Source organism: Bacteroidales bacterium (assembly GCA_013141385.1).
Classification (GTDB): domain Bacteria; phylum Bacteroidota; class Bacteroidia; order Bacteroidales; family Tenuifilaceae; genus UBA8529.
In genome coordinates this window covers 24,505-39,629 of the sequence record JABFRB010000038.1, presented here as the reverse complement: position 1 = coordinate 39,629, position 15,125 = coordinate 24,505, and the positions used below count along the sequence as shown (strand labels likewise).

Sequence of the window (15,125 nt, the reverse complement as noted above, 5' to 3'; positions counted from 1 at the left end):
AATAAAAACTCAATTGTAACTTAAATAATTAATTATTTGATTATTGTATAAATATTAAGATGAATATTATTTCAAATGAGTCATTTATTTAAATGATCTCTGCATAATCTCCGCTTTTTCATAAAATAATTTAAGTCGAATGATGATTGATTTACTTACATCCTTAGGATTTCATTTTATTCAGCAAGATATGATATATTAAATCAACATACTATAATTCATGATATTATGACTGAGTCATACTTATATTAATACAATCCTGAAAATTGTAAAGATCGTTTATTTTATCGGTGAAAAAGAGTTAATTGTGCCAAGAAACTTGTCAAAACTTACCTCCAAGTTGTGTCAGAGTAGAATAGCGGATTAGAGTTTGTATTTTGCTAACACATTATTATTCATAATATTAGATAATTAAACTAATTTTTTAATATTCTTCAGTCGCACAATGCGTTTTTATATAACGCACTATTGAATAATATCCTTTTTAAATCCAGGTTTCGAATCTGTTAGAACCAAATCCAATCCTTTAGGAATTATATCAAATTTATTTTGGGGTCTAGTATCATTGAGCCAGTGAAATCCTTTAAGAGTAATCTCTTCGTAATTTACTTTTTCTATTGGATAAAAAACTGATAATGGTTTAATTTTTAATGATATTTTTGATATCTGATTATTTTTAAATGATACAACTAAATCAGAACTTTCTGACTTATTAACCGCCGCTATTCTACCCTCATCTCTAAAAAACCGAATAGCTTCTGCATTTCCATTAACATCCAGTTTTGCAATCTTCCCATCATTGAAGTGAGCAATCATTGTTTTACCCTTAATCTGATTAAATTGTATTTTTTCTTCTTGCTGAGTAAAAAAGGCCGCACCTTCAAAATCCATTCTTTTTATTTTATTCCCAACTGTAGAAAATGCCTTGATGAAATTGGCTGTTATTTGGTTATTGTCATTCCAAAGTACAGGGTCTACAAACATGCTAATTGTTGAATCTTTTGTGTTATAAAGAAGAGAATCACAAAGTCCTTGAATATCTTTTTTATAAAATTTCACAGCACCGAGCGCTTTGATAATCCTAAAGGTTGAATCGGGTAGGGTTGTATCTCGAAATGAGTTAATAAGAAATTTATTTGTTTTTAAAAAAAGAGTATCTCCATCCGAAATCATAAGTAATAAAGGCTCTTCGGTAACTTCTGCCTCTTTTGTCTTATCGTTAAAGAAAGCCCTACCTCCATAAACAGTTACCTTTTGGGTAGTATCAACAATTGCAACTTTTCCCACAATTTTAGAATATCCATTTTTTTTATCGTAAAAGATATCTTGACCGTATAGCTTTTGTACACCATTAATAATAAAAGCGTTATTGAAAAAATTTGACTTATCGTTTTTTCGATCATACCAACCCTTTTCGCAATAAACGTAGCTATCCTTATTATATATTCTTGTTGGGCCATAAAAGTATGCAAGTTCATCTTGAGTGCTATACTCAAGGGAATCGGTATACAAACGACCATCCTTTCCCTCCATCTTAACGTTTCCAGAAAAGTAGTATTTTTTTAACTTAGAATAGTAGTAGCCTCTTTGGCTTACTAACTTATTTTCAGCATTTGTTAATACTCCCGATGTATTATAGTAAGCAAAATTATCTTTTGTATTAAAGTATATGGTATCAGTTTTAAGCTCAGCGTCCTTCTGTATAAGTTTTACCTCCTTGCCAGTAACTTTACCCATTGAAGTATTCCCATCGTAGTATAAATAATCGCCAAATAGTTTTGCATCCTCTTTTGTCACAATCACATTGCTATAAGCTTCAAGAATGTTTGATTTTCTTACAAGATAAGCACTATCACATGTCATGGTTGTTTCCTGATGCTGGATATTTACATTACCCAGATAGCGCACAACTTGCTGTTCATTACGGATAAGGTTTTTCATCGATTCAGCATTAACCTTAATAACTTTATCCTTTTGAGCAAAGGAATAGCAAGGCAAAAAAAAGAGCAGTACAGTAACTGTAAACTCTAAAATATGGCTAGTGGTTAATTTCATTAAGGAATATGCAACCGATTAATGTTATTTAACCCATCCATCGGATTTAAATTTACATCCCTTATAAGAGGGATCTATCTTTATGTATGTTGTTTTTTGTTTCTCCTTAACCCATTTCATGAACAGATCATGCTCTACGCTCTGTTTGGTCAAACGTTGAATAACATCATAATCGTCATTAAGGTTGGCTTTATGTGAAGGTATTATTTCTTTTAGTTTGATGATTTTGAATATCACATTTGCATTTTCATCGCGTGACTCGAAAGGAGTACTAGTTTCACCTTTTTTTAGTTCTTTTATCACATAATAGTCTGAAGGTTGAAGTTGCTCTTTTTCAAAATACTGTGTATTAGTATTTGGATTTACGATATAACCACCATTCAGTCTTGATTTCTTATCTTCTGAGAATTTCAAACAAGCTTTCTCAAAAGTCAAACTATCAAGTTTAATTAATGTAACTATACTATCAAGTTTATTCTGGGCTTCAACTAACATATCCGAAGTAAACGATGGTTTTAAAAGTATATGCCTAACATTTACCTGATTATTTCGCTTTTCGATCATCTGAATTATGTGAAATCCGTATTCTGTTTCAACTATCTGACTAACCTGACCCTCTGCAAGATTGAAGGCTACATCTGCAAAGTTTTTTACTAACTCATCACGTGAGCGAAATCCAAGTTCACCCCCTTTTTTTGCAGAAGCAAGATCTTCTGAATATGCTATAGCAAGCATAGTAAATCTCTCCCCTTTAAGAATTCGGCTCCTTAAATCGAGTAATTTTTCCTTTACCCGAAATTTTGCTTCAGAAGAAGATGGTGGGTAAAGTGATATTTCTTGTAATTTAAATTGCTCTGGGATTATAGGTAAACTATCTTTAGGTATTGTTTTATAGAATCTTTTTATTTCAGATGGTGATACAGCAACCTTTTCAACGATCTTCTGTCTCATTTGCTGGGTTAGTTGCTGTTCCCGAATAACTTCGCGCAAATCATCTTTTATTTCAAATATTGTCTTTTTAAAATAGTTCTCTAATGCTTTTTCGGAACCAATTTGATTAACAAAATATTTTAGTCTTCTATCAATTTCTCCTTCAACGGCAGCTTCATTTGGAGCAAGACTATCTATTTTGGACTGGTGTAATAAGAGTTTTTGAATTAAAAGTCCGTCAAGAATATCACACTTTACATCACCTTCGGGTAGATTGCCTTCCATTTTCATACGCATTACCTCCTGCTCAACGTCTGAACTTAAGATCATATCCCCCCCAACAACTGCAATGACCTGATCAATTACCCCTTGAGGGAAAGCGTTTCCAGCAATAGATAGAATAAACAGAGATAAAAAAACTGTCCTTTTAATTAAACTATTAATATTTTTCATCCAAACAAAATTAAATTTGATTACTAATTGGTTACTTACGCACTAATGATTCTAAAAATTTAGACAAGTTTCAACAATAAAACTCTTTTTATGAAAAAAGCAAGAAATCGTTTGTGATTAAGACTCATCTTCGAAGCTATGTTTAATGAGTATATCATGCCAGTCTCAGATATTTTGCTATAAGAATGTTTGAAATTTCTTGTGATCTAAAGCATCATTATAAATATTGTTTTCTAAATCGTTTATAAGTTTTTGTTTCCGTTTGTTAAGAATTACACTTTTAATATTTGTAAGCTCGTAATCTAAAGGGGATGTTTGACCTTTAAACATTACTTCACGAACACTTATTAGATATAAAAAATTACCATCCTCCAACTCTATACTACGATTACCTCTAAGATAATTATCCTGATTTTCAATGGAGTAAGGAAATTGTCGTTGGAGAACATTAAAGGGTAACCATTTATCACCAAAGTAATCATACTTTTCAGCTACTTGATACGCAAGATTATCAAGCATTTTGACATCTTCTTCTCTGGTAGATTTGTAAAGTTCTTTTATCTTATTTGAATAAGGTGTGTCTTTCCTTAACTTGATAAAAAGGGCTTTAACAATTGTTTCATCTACTAAAAAGTTTGATATATTGTTATAATAAAAGGACTTAACCTCTTCGGATGAAATAGCCGTATCAAGTTTTTGCAGAACGAATTCCTGTTCATATTTAAAGATCAAAAGTGATGAACGATAATCCTCAAGCTGTTTTGTAACATTCTTTTGCTCTTCATTCAACTTTTCTTCTGACAATTTGAGCATAAGATTATGTCTAATCCATTGATCTACATATGCGTTCAAAATTTTAACACTATCCCCTTTTGTCAGTCCTTTGGGGACAACGCCTGTTACATCCGATTTATATAAATATTTATCGTATACAACTGCCAAAGGCTTCTGCTCTTTGCCGTTTCGATTAAAACATGAAACCATCACTACAACAGTTGTAAATAGAAATATCTTAAAAAAAATTTCCGCTTTTAGACTCATCGCTTTTAGTTTTAAAGACCTAACTATTGCCCTAAACTTTCTACCATTTGATTAATTGCTCCTTGATTAATTTCAACAGGATACTTTTGGTGCAATGACTTTAACCATTCCTCCTCAAGTAATTGTTGGTAATCAGATATAGTTTGTCCTTTACAATCAATTAAGGATTTGATATCTCCGGTTGTTACATTTATTATTTCATTGAAAATAAACTCACCATCCTTGCTAACAATGGGTGAAATACCGCCTTTCCACGATTCGTAGCCCAGAATTTCCTTATCATCTGGGTTTACTACCAAATAATTAATATTTACTTTGGTTTGCCCTTTATTAAACTTATTAACTACATCGTCTGGTTTCATTCCTTTGTCTTTTCGGCTAGCTGCTACTTTGCTAACTTTTGCAAGAATTTTTTCATCCGCACAGGAATATGTAGCATAGTGAACTCTCTCACCCCATTTATAATTATCCTTATTTTTTTGAAAAAAATTTTCAAGACCTAAACTATCATTTGATGCTTTTGACCACACCTTTAAATCGCTGATATTAAAGAGTAAGATACCATCATTATACTCTTGCATTAGGTATTTGAATTCGGGAAATTTTTGTTCTAAAACTGATTGTTGATAATTGTAAATCGTTTGGTTTACCCAATCGCTATAGCCTTTTCTTACTATTGTGTGTAAAGAGCCTTTAGGTGAATTTCGTTGATATGAAGTTAAGAACTTAACGAATTCCACTTGATCATGTTTTTGATTGGCAATTACAAATAAAATTTTATTCTCGTTTAACCCAGATGGTTTCCATGTGCCCTGGTATATACTAGAATCTACTACTAAATCAACTTGTTTTAGGTTAACGGTATCCTCTTTAAAATTGTTTTCAACTTTAGTTTTAGTAATCATCTTCTCCACAGATATTGTATTTCGCATATCTGAAAACACTTTTTTCTTAATGTCTGGTAGCATTTCATCGAAAGAACCAATCTCTTTCCTGCCTAAACGTTTAGCAATGTGCCAGCCAAAAGAACTTTGGAAAGGCTCAGATACTTGACCATCATGATCGAAGCCAAAAGCTACTTTTTCGAATTCGGGTATTATACTACCTGAGCCAAACCATGGCAATTCACCGTTATTCTTTGACGATCCAGGATCTTCTGAATATTTATTTGCCAGCTGACCAAAATTCTCGTTATTTAATACTTGCTTATAGATTTCATCGATTTTTTCTTTCAATTTTGACTTCTGTTCTTCAGTCGCATCTTTCGGAACACCAATCATAATATGTGTCACCTTAACTTGTCCTTTGGCTGCTCTTTTGTCGAGAGTCTTTATAATATGATACCCAAAACGAGTGCGAATAGGCATCGAAATTTCGCCAATTTTTAGATTATAAACCGCAGATTCAAATGGGTATACCATTTGAAATGCCGTAAAATATCCCAGGTAACCATTATTATTTGCCACAGAAGGATCATCACTTGTTGCACGCGCTACAACCTCAAAAGATTCCCCATTTATAATTCTAGTTCTTATGGCAATGGCTTTATCATAATATGTTAATGTATCGGATGAAACGATTTGTTCTGGTACAGATATAAGAATATGGCTTGCACTAACTTCATACTTTATCCTTTCGAATGCTTCACTAATAAGTTTTTCTTCAGTTTCTTTGTCAGTTAAGTAAGGTCTTGCAAGTTGCTGTCTATAGCCTGCTAATTCATTTTTAAACGATGATGAAGTGTCGAGTTTAGATTCTTTTGCATCAAGAACTTTTAATCTGAAATTGATGAACAGGTTAAGATACTCATCAACCGATTTGCGATCAATTGTTGTTCCTGCCTGGTGATTTTTAAGATAGATCCTTACGAATTCACTTGATGGGATTTTTTCGTTACCAATATTTAGTAATGTTTGATCGGCTTTTTCTTGAGCGTTTGAAACAAGTGTTCCAAATAAAAATGACGTTATGATAATTTGGCGAATCTGCTTCATCATTGCAATTTTTTTGGTTTAACCTTAAGGGCGTAAGTATAGCTATTTATAAATTATTTAATTGTTTATCGACTATAATTAGGTGCTTCACGTGTAATAGATACATCATGTGGATGACTTTCAACCATTCCAGCGTGTGTTATTCTTACAAATTTAGCATTCTTGAGTTCAGCGATATTACTGGCACCACAATATCCCATGCCTGCTCTTAATCCGCCAACAAGTTGATAGAAAACCTCACCTAAAGTCCCTTTATAAGGAACACGGGCAGCAATTCCTTCAGGAACTAATTTTTTGATATCATCCTCAACATCCTGAAAGTACCTATCTTTTGAGCCTTGTTGCATTGCTTCAATTGACCCCATCCCCCGATACAATTTAAATTTTCGACCATCGTATATAATGGTTTCACCGTTGGATTCTTCAACACCTGCAAATAAGGATCCTGCCATTATTGTATCAGCTCCTGCTGCTAGGGCTTTGACTATATCGCCTGAGTAGCGTATTCCTCCATCGGCAATAATTGGTATATTTTTGCCTTTTAGGGCATTGGAAACATCAAATATGGCATTAAGTTGAGGAACTCCTACACCTGCAATTATACGCGTTGTACAAATTGAACCAGGTCCAATTCCAACCTTAACTGCATCGGCACCAGCATTGCATAATGCGATTGCGGCTTCAGCGGTTGCGATATTACCTACTACAACATCCAAATCAGGGAATTCTTTTTTCACTAATTTCAACATTTCAAGTACGCCCTTGGTATGTCCGTGTGCAGTATCTATAACTATTGCATCAACCTTAACGTTATAAAGTGCTTTTATCCTGTCTAAAGTGTCATAAGTAACACCAACCCCCGCAGCAACTCGCAAACGGCCTTTGCTGTCTTTGCTCGAAAACGGGTTGTCTTTTACTTTAGTAATATCCTTATAGGTTAATAGCCCAATAAGTTTAAAATCATCATCAACAACTGGAAGTTTTTCAATTTTATACTCTTGTAATATTGAAGCAGCCTTCTCAAGATCTGTAGTTTTTGAGGTAGTAATCAAACCTTCGCTGGTCATAATATCCTTAATAGGTCGACGCATATTAACCTGAAATCTTAAATCACGGTTAGTTACAATACCTATAAGCTTATTACTATGATCAACAACTGGAATGCCCCCAATATGAAATTCTTGCATTAAGCTTAGCGCATCGCCAACTGTCCCCTCAGGATGAATGGTTACTGGTTCATATATCATCCCATTCTCAGCACGCTTTACCTCTTTTACCTGTTTGGCCTGTGCCTCAATGCTCATGTTTTTATGGATAACACCAATGCCGCCCTGGCGAGCAATAGCGATTGCCAAAGACGATTCGGTAACAGTATCCATAGCCGCAGATACTATAGGTGCTTTGATATCAATATTTCTTGAAAATTTTGTGGTAATATCCACGTTGCGGGGTAATACCTCCGAATATGCTGGTACTAGCAAAACATCATCAAATGTAAGTCCCTCGGCAACAATCTTTTCGTCATAAAATGACATCGCTTTGTAGTTTATTTATTAAATGCGGCAAGTTACAAAAAAATGCCGTACCAACAAGCCTTGAATTATCCTTGACCAAAGATATAAACGAGTAAGATATTGTTATTTAATAGGTATAGAATCAATCATTGAATTTAATCCAACGTTAAACTTAACAATTTTTAACTATTTATAAATCAGCTATTGCCGATTTTATAATTTTCAGACATCCATGAAATCAACATATTTATGTTAAATTTGTATTAGCCTAAGAACACCAAATAATTGAACCAATTCGAACAAATACTTCATCGGTACTGGGGTTATACAACCTTTAGATCTATCCAAGAAGAGATTATTCAGTCAGTGTATGAAGGTCATGATACTCTAGCCTTAATGCCAACTGGGGGTGGGAAGTCTATTACCTTTCAGGTACCAGCTCTTGCTAAGGAAGGAATTTGCTTAGTTATAACTCCACTGATTGCACTAATGAAAGATCAGGTTGAAAACCTGAATCGAAGGGGTATAAAAGCCGCTGCAATCCACTCGGGAATGAGTCGTCATGAAATTGAGATTGAACTCGATAACTGCGCCTATGGTGATTACAAATTTCTTTACCTATCGCCCGAAAGGCTCGGTACAGAACTTTTCAAAGTAAGACTTCGAAAACTAAATGTCAACCTGATTGCAATAGACGAATCGCACTGCATATCACAATGGGGTTACGATTTTCGTCCATCGTATATGAAAATTGCAGATCTCAGAGATATTCTCCCTAATACCCCATTTCTTGCGCTAACCGCAACAGCAACGCCTGAAGTGGCTGATGATATTCAAAATCGGTTAAAGTTCAAGGAAAAGAATCTCATTAAAATGAGTTTCGAGAGGAAAAATCTAGTTTACCTTGTTAGAACCGTTGAGGATAAAAACAAATATCTACTTAAAATTATCAATGGTATTCCTGGTACTGGGGTTATCTATACCCGAAATCGGGAGAAAACTAAAGAGGTTGCTTTGATGCTAAAAAAAGAGGGTATTTCGGCAGATTTTTATCACGCAGGATTATCAGGAGAGATGAGGAGTACCCGTCAGGATGATTGGCAAAAGGGCAAAACAAGAATAATTGTATCTACCAATGCTTTTGGCATGGGCATTGACAAGCCCGATGTTCGGTTTGTAATTCATATCGATTTACCCGATTCGCCTGAGGCCTATTTTCAAGAAGCAGGCAGAGGGGGTCGGGATTTAAACCGTGCGTATGCGATATTGCTCTATAATGAATCCGATAAAGCCAAAATAGAACAACGTATTGAGGCCAATTTCCCTGAAACAGATGAGATAAAACGTACTTATCAAGCGTTAGGATCATATCTAAACGTTGCACTTGGCGCAGGAAAAGGGGAAGTTTATGATTTTAATCTTTTTGATTTCGCCTCAACATACAAACTAAATACTGTTAAAGCCTATAATTCTTTGAAATTTCTTCAACGTGAAGGCTACATTGAACTTACCGATGAACTTGATAATCCTAGCCGGTTAATATTCATTGTTAACAAGCAAGAACTTTACAAGTATCAGGTGGCAAATGCTGAAATGGATAAGTTTATCAAAATTATCTTACGAGCATTTGCGGGCGTATTCTCACAGTATGTGAATATTGATGAAGCATATATTGCAAGAGTATCGGGAATTCCAGTTCAAACAACAATTGAAAATCTTAAAAAACTAAGCAAGCAAAAGATTATTAACTATATCCCAAGGAAAAAGACACCTTTAGTTATTTTTACCGAGGAGCGATTAGATGATAAAAATCTTTTACTCAGCAACGAGAATTACCGTTTACGCAAAGAGCGTTTTTTAAAACGCATAGATGAAATGCTGAACTACGCTTCCAATACTACTAAATGCCGGAGTCAGTTTTTACTAGATTATTTCGGAGATGTTGATTCAACCCGATGCGGAAATTGTGATGTATGCAATTCTCGAAACGAACTCGATATGAGTAAAATTGAGTTTGATAAAATATTGACATTGATAAAGGATAAGATATCCATCGAACCACTGCCACTTGAAACTCTTGTTGATTCCATTAAACAAAAACCCGAAAAAACTCTAAAGGTCATCCATTTTTTATTTGATAATAAAAAGATTATTAAGGATAAAGAAGGTTTTCTTACATGGTGGGATGCGAAAGATTAAAGGCTACATATATTTCTTCATTACATTTTATAACAATTATCTACTTTCTCTATAAAATTTGTGACTATTAAGTTTAAAATGAATATTATTTCTATACTTTTTTATATTTGTAATCAAAACTACCACAATCATGATTAAATTAAAAGGAAGGTATATCGTTTTGTTTACATCCTTTATTTTGTCCTTCTCTCTTCTTTATTCGTCAATTTCATATTCACAAAAACTTGCCACAATTGATAGTTTACTAAAACTACTTGATAAAACTAAAGACTCTTCAAAAGTTGCTATTCTAAGACAATTAAGTTGGGAATACAGAAGCATTGATACATCAAAGGCGATTTCATTCGGGAAAGCCTCATTAAACGAGGCTATTAGGTTAAATCTAAAATACGAGCAGACCGATATCATGGGTCGTTTAGGTGTATACAAACGTAATCAGGGTAATTACTCAAAAGCAATGGATTATTACTTCAAAAGCCTTGAAATTGCACAAAAGAATAATTTTTTAAAGTTCGAAGCACTTGGGTATAATAATATTGGAGACATATACAACAGACTAGGCATATACGATCAGGCATTAGATTATGTGCATAAAGCGCTTAATATCTCTACTAAACTTAATGATAAGTATAATCTAAGTTATATCTATCACATGTTTGGACTTATCTATATGAATAGTTCAAATACAGATTCTGCATTGATTTCATTTAGAAAATCACTCTATTATCAAAAGGGATTGAAGTTACGAACTGGTATTGCTTCCTCATACCAATATATTGGAATGATTCATTTTAAAAAGGCGAACTATGATAGCAGCCACATTTATTATAATAGGGCTCTTGAAATATTTAATCAAATGAATGATCGAGTTGGTATTGCTAATGTTTATAAATGTATAGGCGAGTACTATAACCAGCGGGGAAACTATAAAAGTGCTTTGGAGTATTTTACAAAAAGTATGCAATTGATTAAAGTGTTTGGTGGCATTCCTCAAGTTAACAGAGATGCAGCCGAAGGTCTTAAGTATACATATACAAAACTTGGTGATTTCGAAAAAGCTCTTTATTACCATGAGTTTGCAACTAAAATAAAAGATAGTATCTCAAATAATATTTATATTCAAAAGATAACTCGGCTAACCGAAAATTTTAAATTTGATATTAAAGCTAAAGAGCATGAGATAATACAAAAGCAGAAGGAGGAAATTCTGAATGAAAGAATCCGATATCAACGAAACCAATTGAATTTCTTTATAATAGTATCTGTTTTGATGGTAGTTCTTGTAGGAATAATAATCTTCTTTTACCGCGACAAAAATCTAGCTTATAAAGCATTAAATCTAAAGAAAGATGAAGTTACTGAATTGAATAATGGGTTAATTATTGCAAATATTGAGATAAAAGTTCAGAAGAAAGAAATTGAGAATCAAAGAGATATTTTACAAAAACAGTCGGACGACCTTACGCAGCTTAACTTTACAAAAGATAAGCTATTCTCGATTATTGCTCATGATCTGCGAGTCCCATTTAACTCAATTATTGGGTTTTCGGATTATATTAAGGCAAATTTCCATCAGTTAAGCCTCGAAGAGATTAAAGAGATGAATGGCCTTATTAATCAAACAGGAATCACTACTTTAAGAATACTCGAAAATCTTTTAAATTGGGCCAAAACACAAATTAATCAGGTAACCATTTATAAGGAAAATGTAAATATCTCCACTGCTATTAATGAGATTATAAAAGACTTTTACCCACAAGCCAACAACAAAAAGATAAAACTGATTTATGAAACAACAAGTACATTAAACGTTTATATCGACCGAAACATGGTTAATACCATCCTAAGAAATCTGATTTCAAATTCTATCAAATACACAAAATTGGGTGGTGAAATATTTATTATGGCTAGCCAAAAAGATGATTATGTCGAAATCTGTATTCAAGATAATGGTGTTGGCATGAGTACAGAAATTAAAACGAACTTATTTACCTCAAATGTTAACCCTTCAACAATTGGCACATTAAATGAAAAAGGGACTGGTTTAGGGTTAGCAATATGCAATGAATTCGTTAAAAAACTCGATGGAAAAATTTGGGTTGAAAGCGAAGTAGATAAAGGAAGTACTTTCAAATTCACTCTTCCTCTGGCTTTCAAGGAAACACTTGTTTTACAATAACAATTAACATGTTTGATTAGCATATAATGAACAATTATAATTCTCTTCTCAAAGATTCTCCACATGTAATATCGGTTTATTCTTTATCTCAAAAAAAATCTTACAGCTAAACTTTTAATACTAAATCGATATCAAACAAATAAAAATTTTACTTATCGCAACCTGTAACATCTTTCATATATTTGCGTTTTTAAATGAGTTCGGTGTTTTGTAATACAAACAAAATTAGGTAGAGATGGATATTAAGAGCATAGTTTACAGCAGGAATGTAGTTGAGTTTGCAACCGTAGCAAGGGAATACTGTGCTTTTCTTGAAAACGTTAAAACGCATAGCAGAAAATCGTTTATCTCCGCTTCACAAAAACTACTGCCCCTACTCTACTACAAAACCTCTATTCTACCTGAAACAGAACCTATATTTGATGAGGGGAACGAGAAGTTTGTTACGGAAGATTTTTATTTCGATGTCCAAAATAATCTAAAGCAGCTGCTTGGCCCCCATGATGATTTTTTGGAAATCTATGATCCAAGAGCCGATGAGGGCGAAGGTCTTTATACTGCAAGCATATCGGAGTATTTAACAGATGTATGGCAGGATTTAAAGAATTTTACTATGCTATACCAAGTGGGAAAAGCAGAGGTAATGAACGATGCCTTATGGGAATGCCGCTCTAATTTTCAGGAGTACTGGGGGATTAGGCTTGCAAATACCATTAGGGCAATGCATATTTTACTTTTTTCTGGAATTGATCTTGAACAAGAGATTGAAACCGACGATGAAACCAAAGAGCCTGATACAAGCAATTGGTTTATTACAAAGCGACAGAACGATTTAAATAGCGAAAATTGAGATGTTTGCAGAATCGATAGAGAACGAAGAGATACTTAAACTTCCCAGAATATCATTCCCCGGCGAAATTAGGGTAATTAATAGCGAAGAAGATTTAAACAGTTGGCTCCCAATTCTTACTCAAAGTAGTATATTAGGTTTTGATACCGAGACAAAACCCTCATTCAAAAAGGGAAATACCAATAGTGTAGCGTTGCTCCAACTGTCATCGGATGATATTGCACTTATTATTAGGATAAAGAGCATTGGTTTACCAAAAATTTTGGTTCAATTCCTTCAGAATAAAAATATACTGAAAATTGGTGCTGCAATTCATGACGATATCAAATCCTTACAAAAAATCCACCCCTTTACCCCTGCCGGATTTATTGATCTTCAGAATTTAGTTAAAGAAAAGAATATCGAGAGTAAAAGCGTTAGGAAACTTGCTGCTATAGTTCTTAATGTTAGAGTTTCAAAAAACCAACAGCTTTCGAACTGGGAATCAGATATCCTAACTGATGCCCAACTCCAATACGCAGCTACCGATGCTTGGGTGTGTAAGGAGATATACATGAAAATGATAAAGAGCTAATTCTAATTAATCGTATTAATCATAAATTTGGCAATGGATTACATTAAGTTAACATTAAAACCTGGGAAAGAGCAGTCATTATTAAGATTTCATCCTTGGGTTTTTTCAGGAGCTATTCAAAAAATTAATGGTAATCCAACCGAAGGCGAAATTGTTGAAATTGATGATTCAACAGGGAAATTCATTGCTTTGGGTCATTACCAGCCATCATCTATTTCTGTAAGAATAGTATCTTTCACAAATACCCCTATTGATAAGAAATTCTGGAGGAATAGAATTCAAAATGCCATAGCACTGAGGAAAATGCTAGGGCTTTACCAAAGCGATCACACCAACACTTTCAGGCTGATACATGGTGAAGGCGATAGTATGCCAGGGCTAATTGTAGACATATACGGGAAAACGGCTGTAATGCAATGCCACTCTTTTGGAATGTATAATATACGCCAAATTCTAGCCGAACTTATTATTGAGCAATTCGAAGGGGCAATAACATCAGTATTCGACAAAAGTGCAGGAACACTCTCTTTCAAAGCCCCAATCAGTCCTGTTGATGGGTATTTAATTGGTGAAAAATCAGCCGACACCCTGCTAGAGTATGGTAATCGATTTGAAGTTTCGTGGGTAGAAGGTCAAAAAACAGGATTTTTTATAGATCAGCGTGAGAACAGACTTTTGCTCCAACAATACTCCAAGGATAAATCCGTTTTAAATACCTTTGGTTACACGGGAGGATTCTCCGTTTATGCATTAAAAGGTGGAGCAGAAAGGGTTATTACAGTAGATAGTTCCCAAAAAGCAATTGAATTAACTAAAAAAAATGTTGCACTTAATTTCTCCGAAGAGGTCAACCATGAGGCTATTAGTAGTGATGTTTTCGAATACTTAAGATTATCGGATGAGAAATTTGATATCATAATTCTAGATCCCCCCGCATTCGCTAAACACAACGATGCATTAAGAAATGCGCTGCAAGCCTATAAGCGATTAAATGCCTCCGCAATCCGCAAATTAAATCCCGGTGGAATTCTTTTTACATTTTCCTGTTCCCAAATAGTAAATAAGGAAAATTTCCGAAACGCTGTTTTCTCAGGGTGTGCAATAGTTGGCAGACAAGTAAAGATTCTACACCAGTTAACACAACCAGCAGATCATCCAATAAATATCTACCATCCAGAAGGAGAATACCTAAAAGGGCTTGTTTTGCAGGTTGAATAAATCTCTATAATCCATAAAAAAAATCAAAATCAAATTATCTGTAAATATTTAATTGTCAAAAAAATATGCATCAGTTTTTTACTATTGCATTAGTTCTGTTTTTTTATTAATATAGTTT

The 15,125-nt window shown here is 33.8% G+C and carries 10 protein-coding genes; 5 read left to right on the top strand and 5 right to left on the bottom strand.

Translation table 11 applies throughout. The annotated features are described in order from the left end of the window. Window positions 1–465: 465 nt before the first annotated feature. From HOO91_18670 to guaB, 5 genes are all read right to left on the bottom strand, one after another. Window positions 466–2,055 (bottom strand): hypothetical protein, encoded by a 1,590-nt coding sequence (locus HOO91_18670; GenBank protein ID NOU19585.1) that lies wholly within the window; start codon window positions 2,053–2,055, stop codon window positions 466–468. A gap of 24 nt (window positions 2,056–2,079) precedes the next feature. After that, a complete protein-coding gene (locus HOO91_18665; protein NOU19584.1) occupies window positions 2,080–3,438 on the bottom strand; it encodes a peptidylprolyl isomerase in 1,359 nt (452 codons plus the stop codon). 177 nt (window positions 3,439–3,615) lie between these two features. Next, on the bottom strand, window positions 3,616–4,479 hold the full coding sequence (locus tag HOO91_18660; GenBank protein NOU19583.1) for a hypothetical protein: 864 nt from the start codon (window positions 4,477–4,479) through the stop codon (window positions 3,616–3,618). Between the two features lie 23 nt (window positions 4,480–4,502). Then, the gene (locus tag HOO91_18655; GenBank protein ID NOU19582.1) at window positions 4,503–6,476 is read right to left on the bottom strand and encodes a peptidylprolyl isomerase; all 1,974 of its coding nucleotides are present in this window, start codon (window positions 6,474–6,476) and stop codon (window positions 4,503–4,505) included. 62 nt (window positions 6,477–6,538) lie between these two features. Next, window positions 6,539–8,008: an IMP dehydrogenase gene (gene guaB / locus HOO91_18650; protein ID NOU19581.1), complete on the bottom strand. Its 1,470-nt coding sequence runs from the start codon at window positions 8,006–8,008 to the stop codon at window positions 6,539–6,541. A gap of 264 nt (window positions 8,009–8,272) precedes the next feature. Here guaB and HOO91_18645 point away from each other — a divergent pair, with 264 nt between their 5' ends. From HOO91_18645 to HOO91_18625, 5 genes are all read left to right on the top strand, one after another. Continuing rightward, window positions 8,273–10,186: a RecQ family ATP-dependent DNA helicase gene (locus HOO91_18645; protein NOU19580.1), complete on the top strand. Its 1,914-nt coding sequence runs from the start codon at window positions 8,273–8,275 to the stop codon at window positions 10,184–10,186. Window positions 10,187–10,316: 130 nt separating this feature from the next. Next, entirely contained in the window at window positions 10,317–12,365 is a 2,049-nt protein-coding gene (locus tag HOO91_18640; protein ID NOU19579.1) for a tetratricopeptide repeat protein, read from the top strand. Window positions 12,366–12,600: 235 nt separating this feature from the next. Next, on the top strand, window positions 12,601–13,215 hold the full coding sequence (locus HOO91_18635; GenBank protein ID NOU19578.1) for a DUF5063 domain-containing protein: 615 nt from the start codon (window positions 12,601–12,603) through the stop codon (window positions 13,213–13,215). Between the two features lies 1 nt (window position 13,216). After that, window positions 13,217–13,789 carry a 3'-5' exonuclease domain-containing protein 2 gene (locus HOO91_18630; protein ID NOU19577.1) on the top strand — a complete coding sequence of 191 codons (573 nt, stop codon included), beginning with the start codon at window positions 13,217–13,219 and terminating at the stop codon, window positions 13,787–13,789. Between the two features lie 33 nt (window positions 13,790–13,822). Then, window positions 13,823–15,007: a class I SAM-dependent rRNA methyltransferase gene (locus HOO91_18625; protein ID NOU19576.1), complete on the top strand. Its 1,185-nt coding sequence runs from the start codon at window positions 13,823–13,825 to the stop codon at window positions 15,005–15,007. The last annotated feature ends 118 nt before the right edge of the window (window positions 15,008–15,125 follow it).

Coding starts and splice junctions, on each gene's coding strand:
- guaB (NOU19581.1), bottom strand. CDS start 8,008: ATGTCATTTTATGACGAAAAGATTGTTGCCGAGGGACTTACATTTGAT.
- HOO91_18630 (NOU19577.1), top strand. CDS start 13,217: ATGTTTGCAGAATCGATAGAGAACGAAGAGATACTTAAACTTCCCAGA.
- HOO91_18670 (NOU19585.1), bottom strand. CDS start 2,055: ATGAAATTAACCACTAGCCATATTTTAGAGTTTACAGTTACTGTACTG.
- HOO91_18660 (NOU19583.1), bottom strand. CDS start 4,479: ATGAGTCTAAAAGCGGAAATTTTTTTTAAGATATTTCTATTTACAACT.
- HOO91_18635 (NOU19578.1), top strand. CDS start 12,601: ATGGATATTAAGAGCATAGTTTACAGCAGGAATGTAGTTGAGTTTGCA.
- HOO91_18665 (NOU19584.1), bottom strand. CDS start 3,438: ATGAAAAATATTAATAGTTTAATTAAAAGGACAGTTTTTTTATCTCTG.
- HOO91_18640 (NOU19579.1), top strand. CDS start 10,317: ATGATTAAATTAAAAGGAAGGTATATCGTTTTGTTTACATCCTTTATT.
- HOO91_18625 (NOU19576.1), top strand. CDS start 13,823: ATGGATTACATTAAGTTAACATTAAAACCTGGGAAAGAGCAGTCATTA.
- HOO91_18655 (NOU19582.1), bottom strand. CDS start 6,476: ATGATGAAGCAGATTCGCCAAATTATCATAACGTCATTTTTATTTGGA.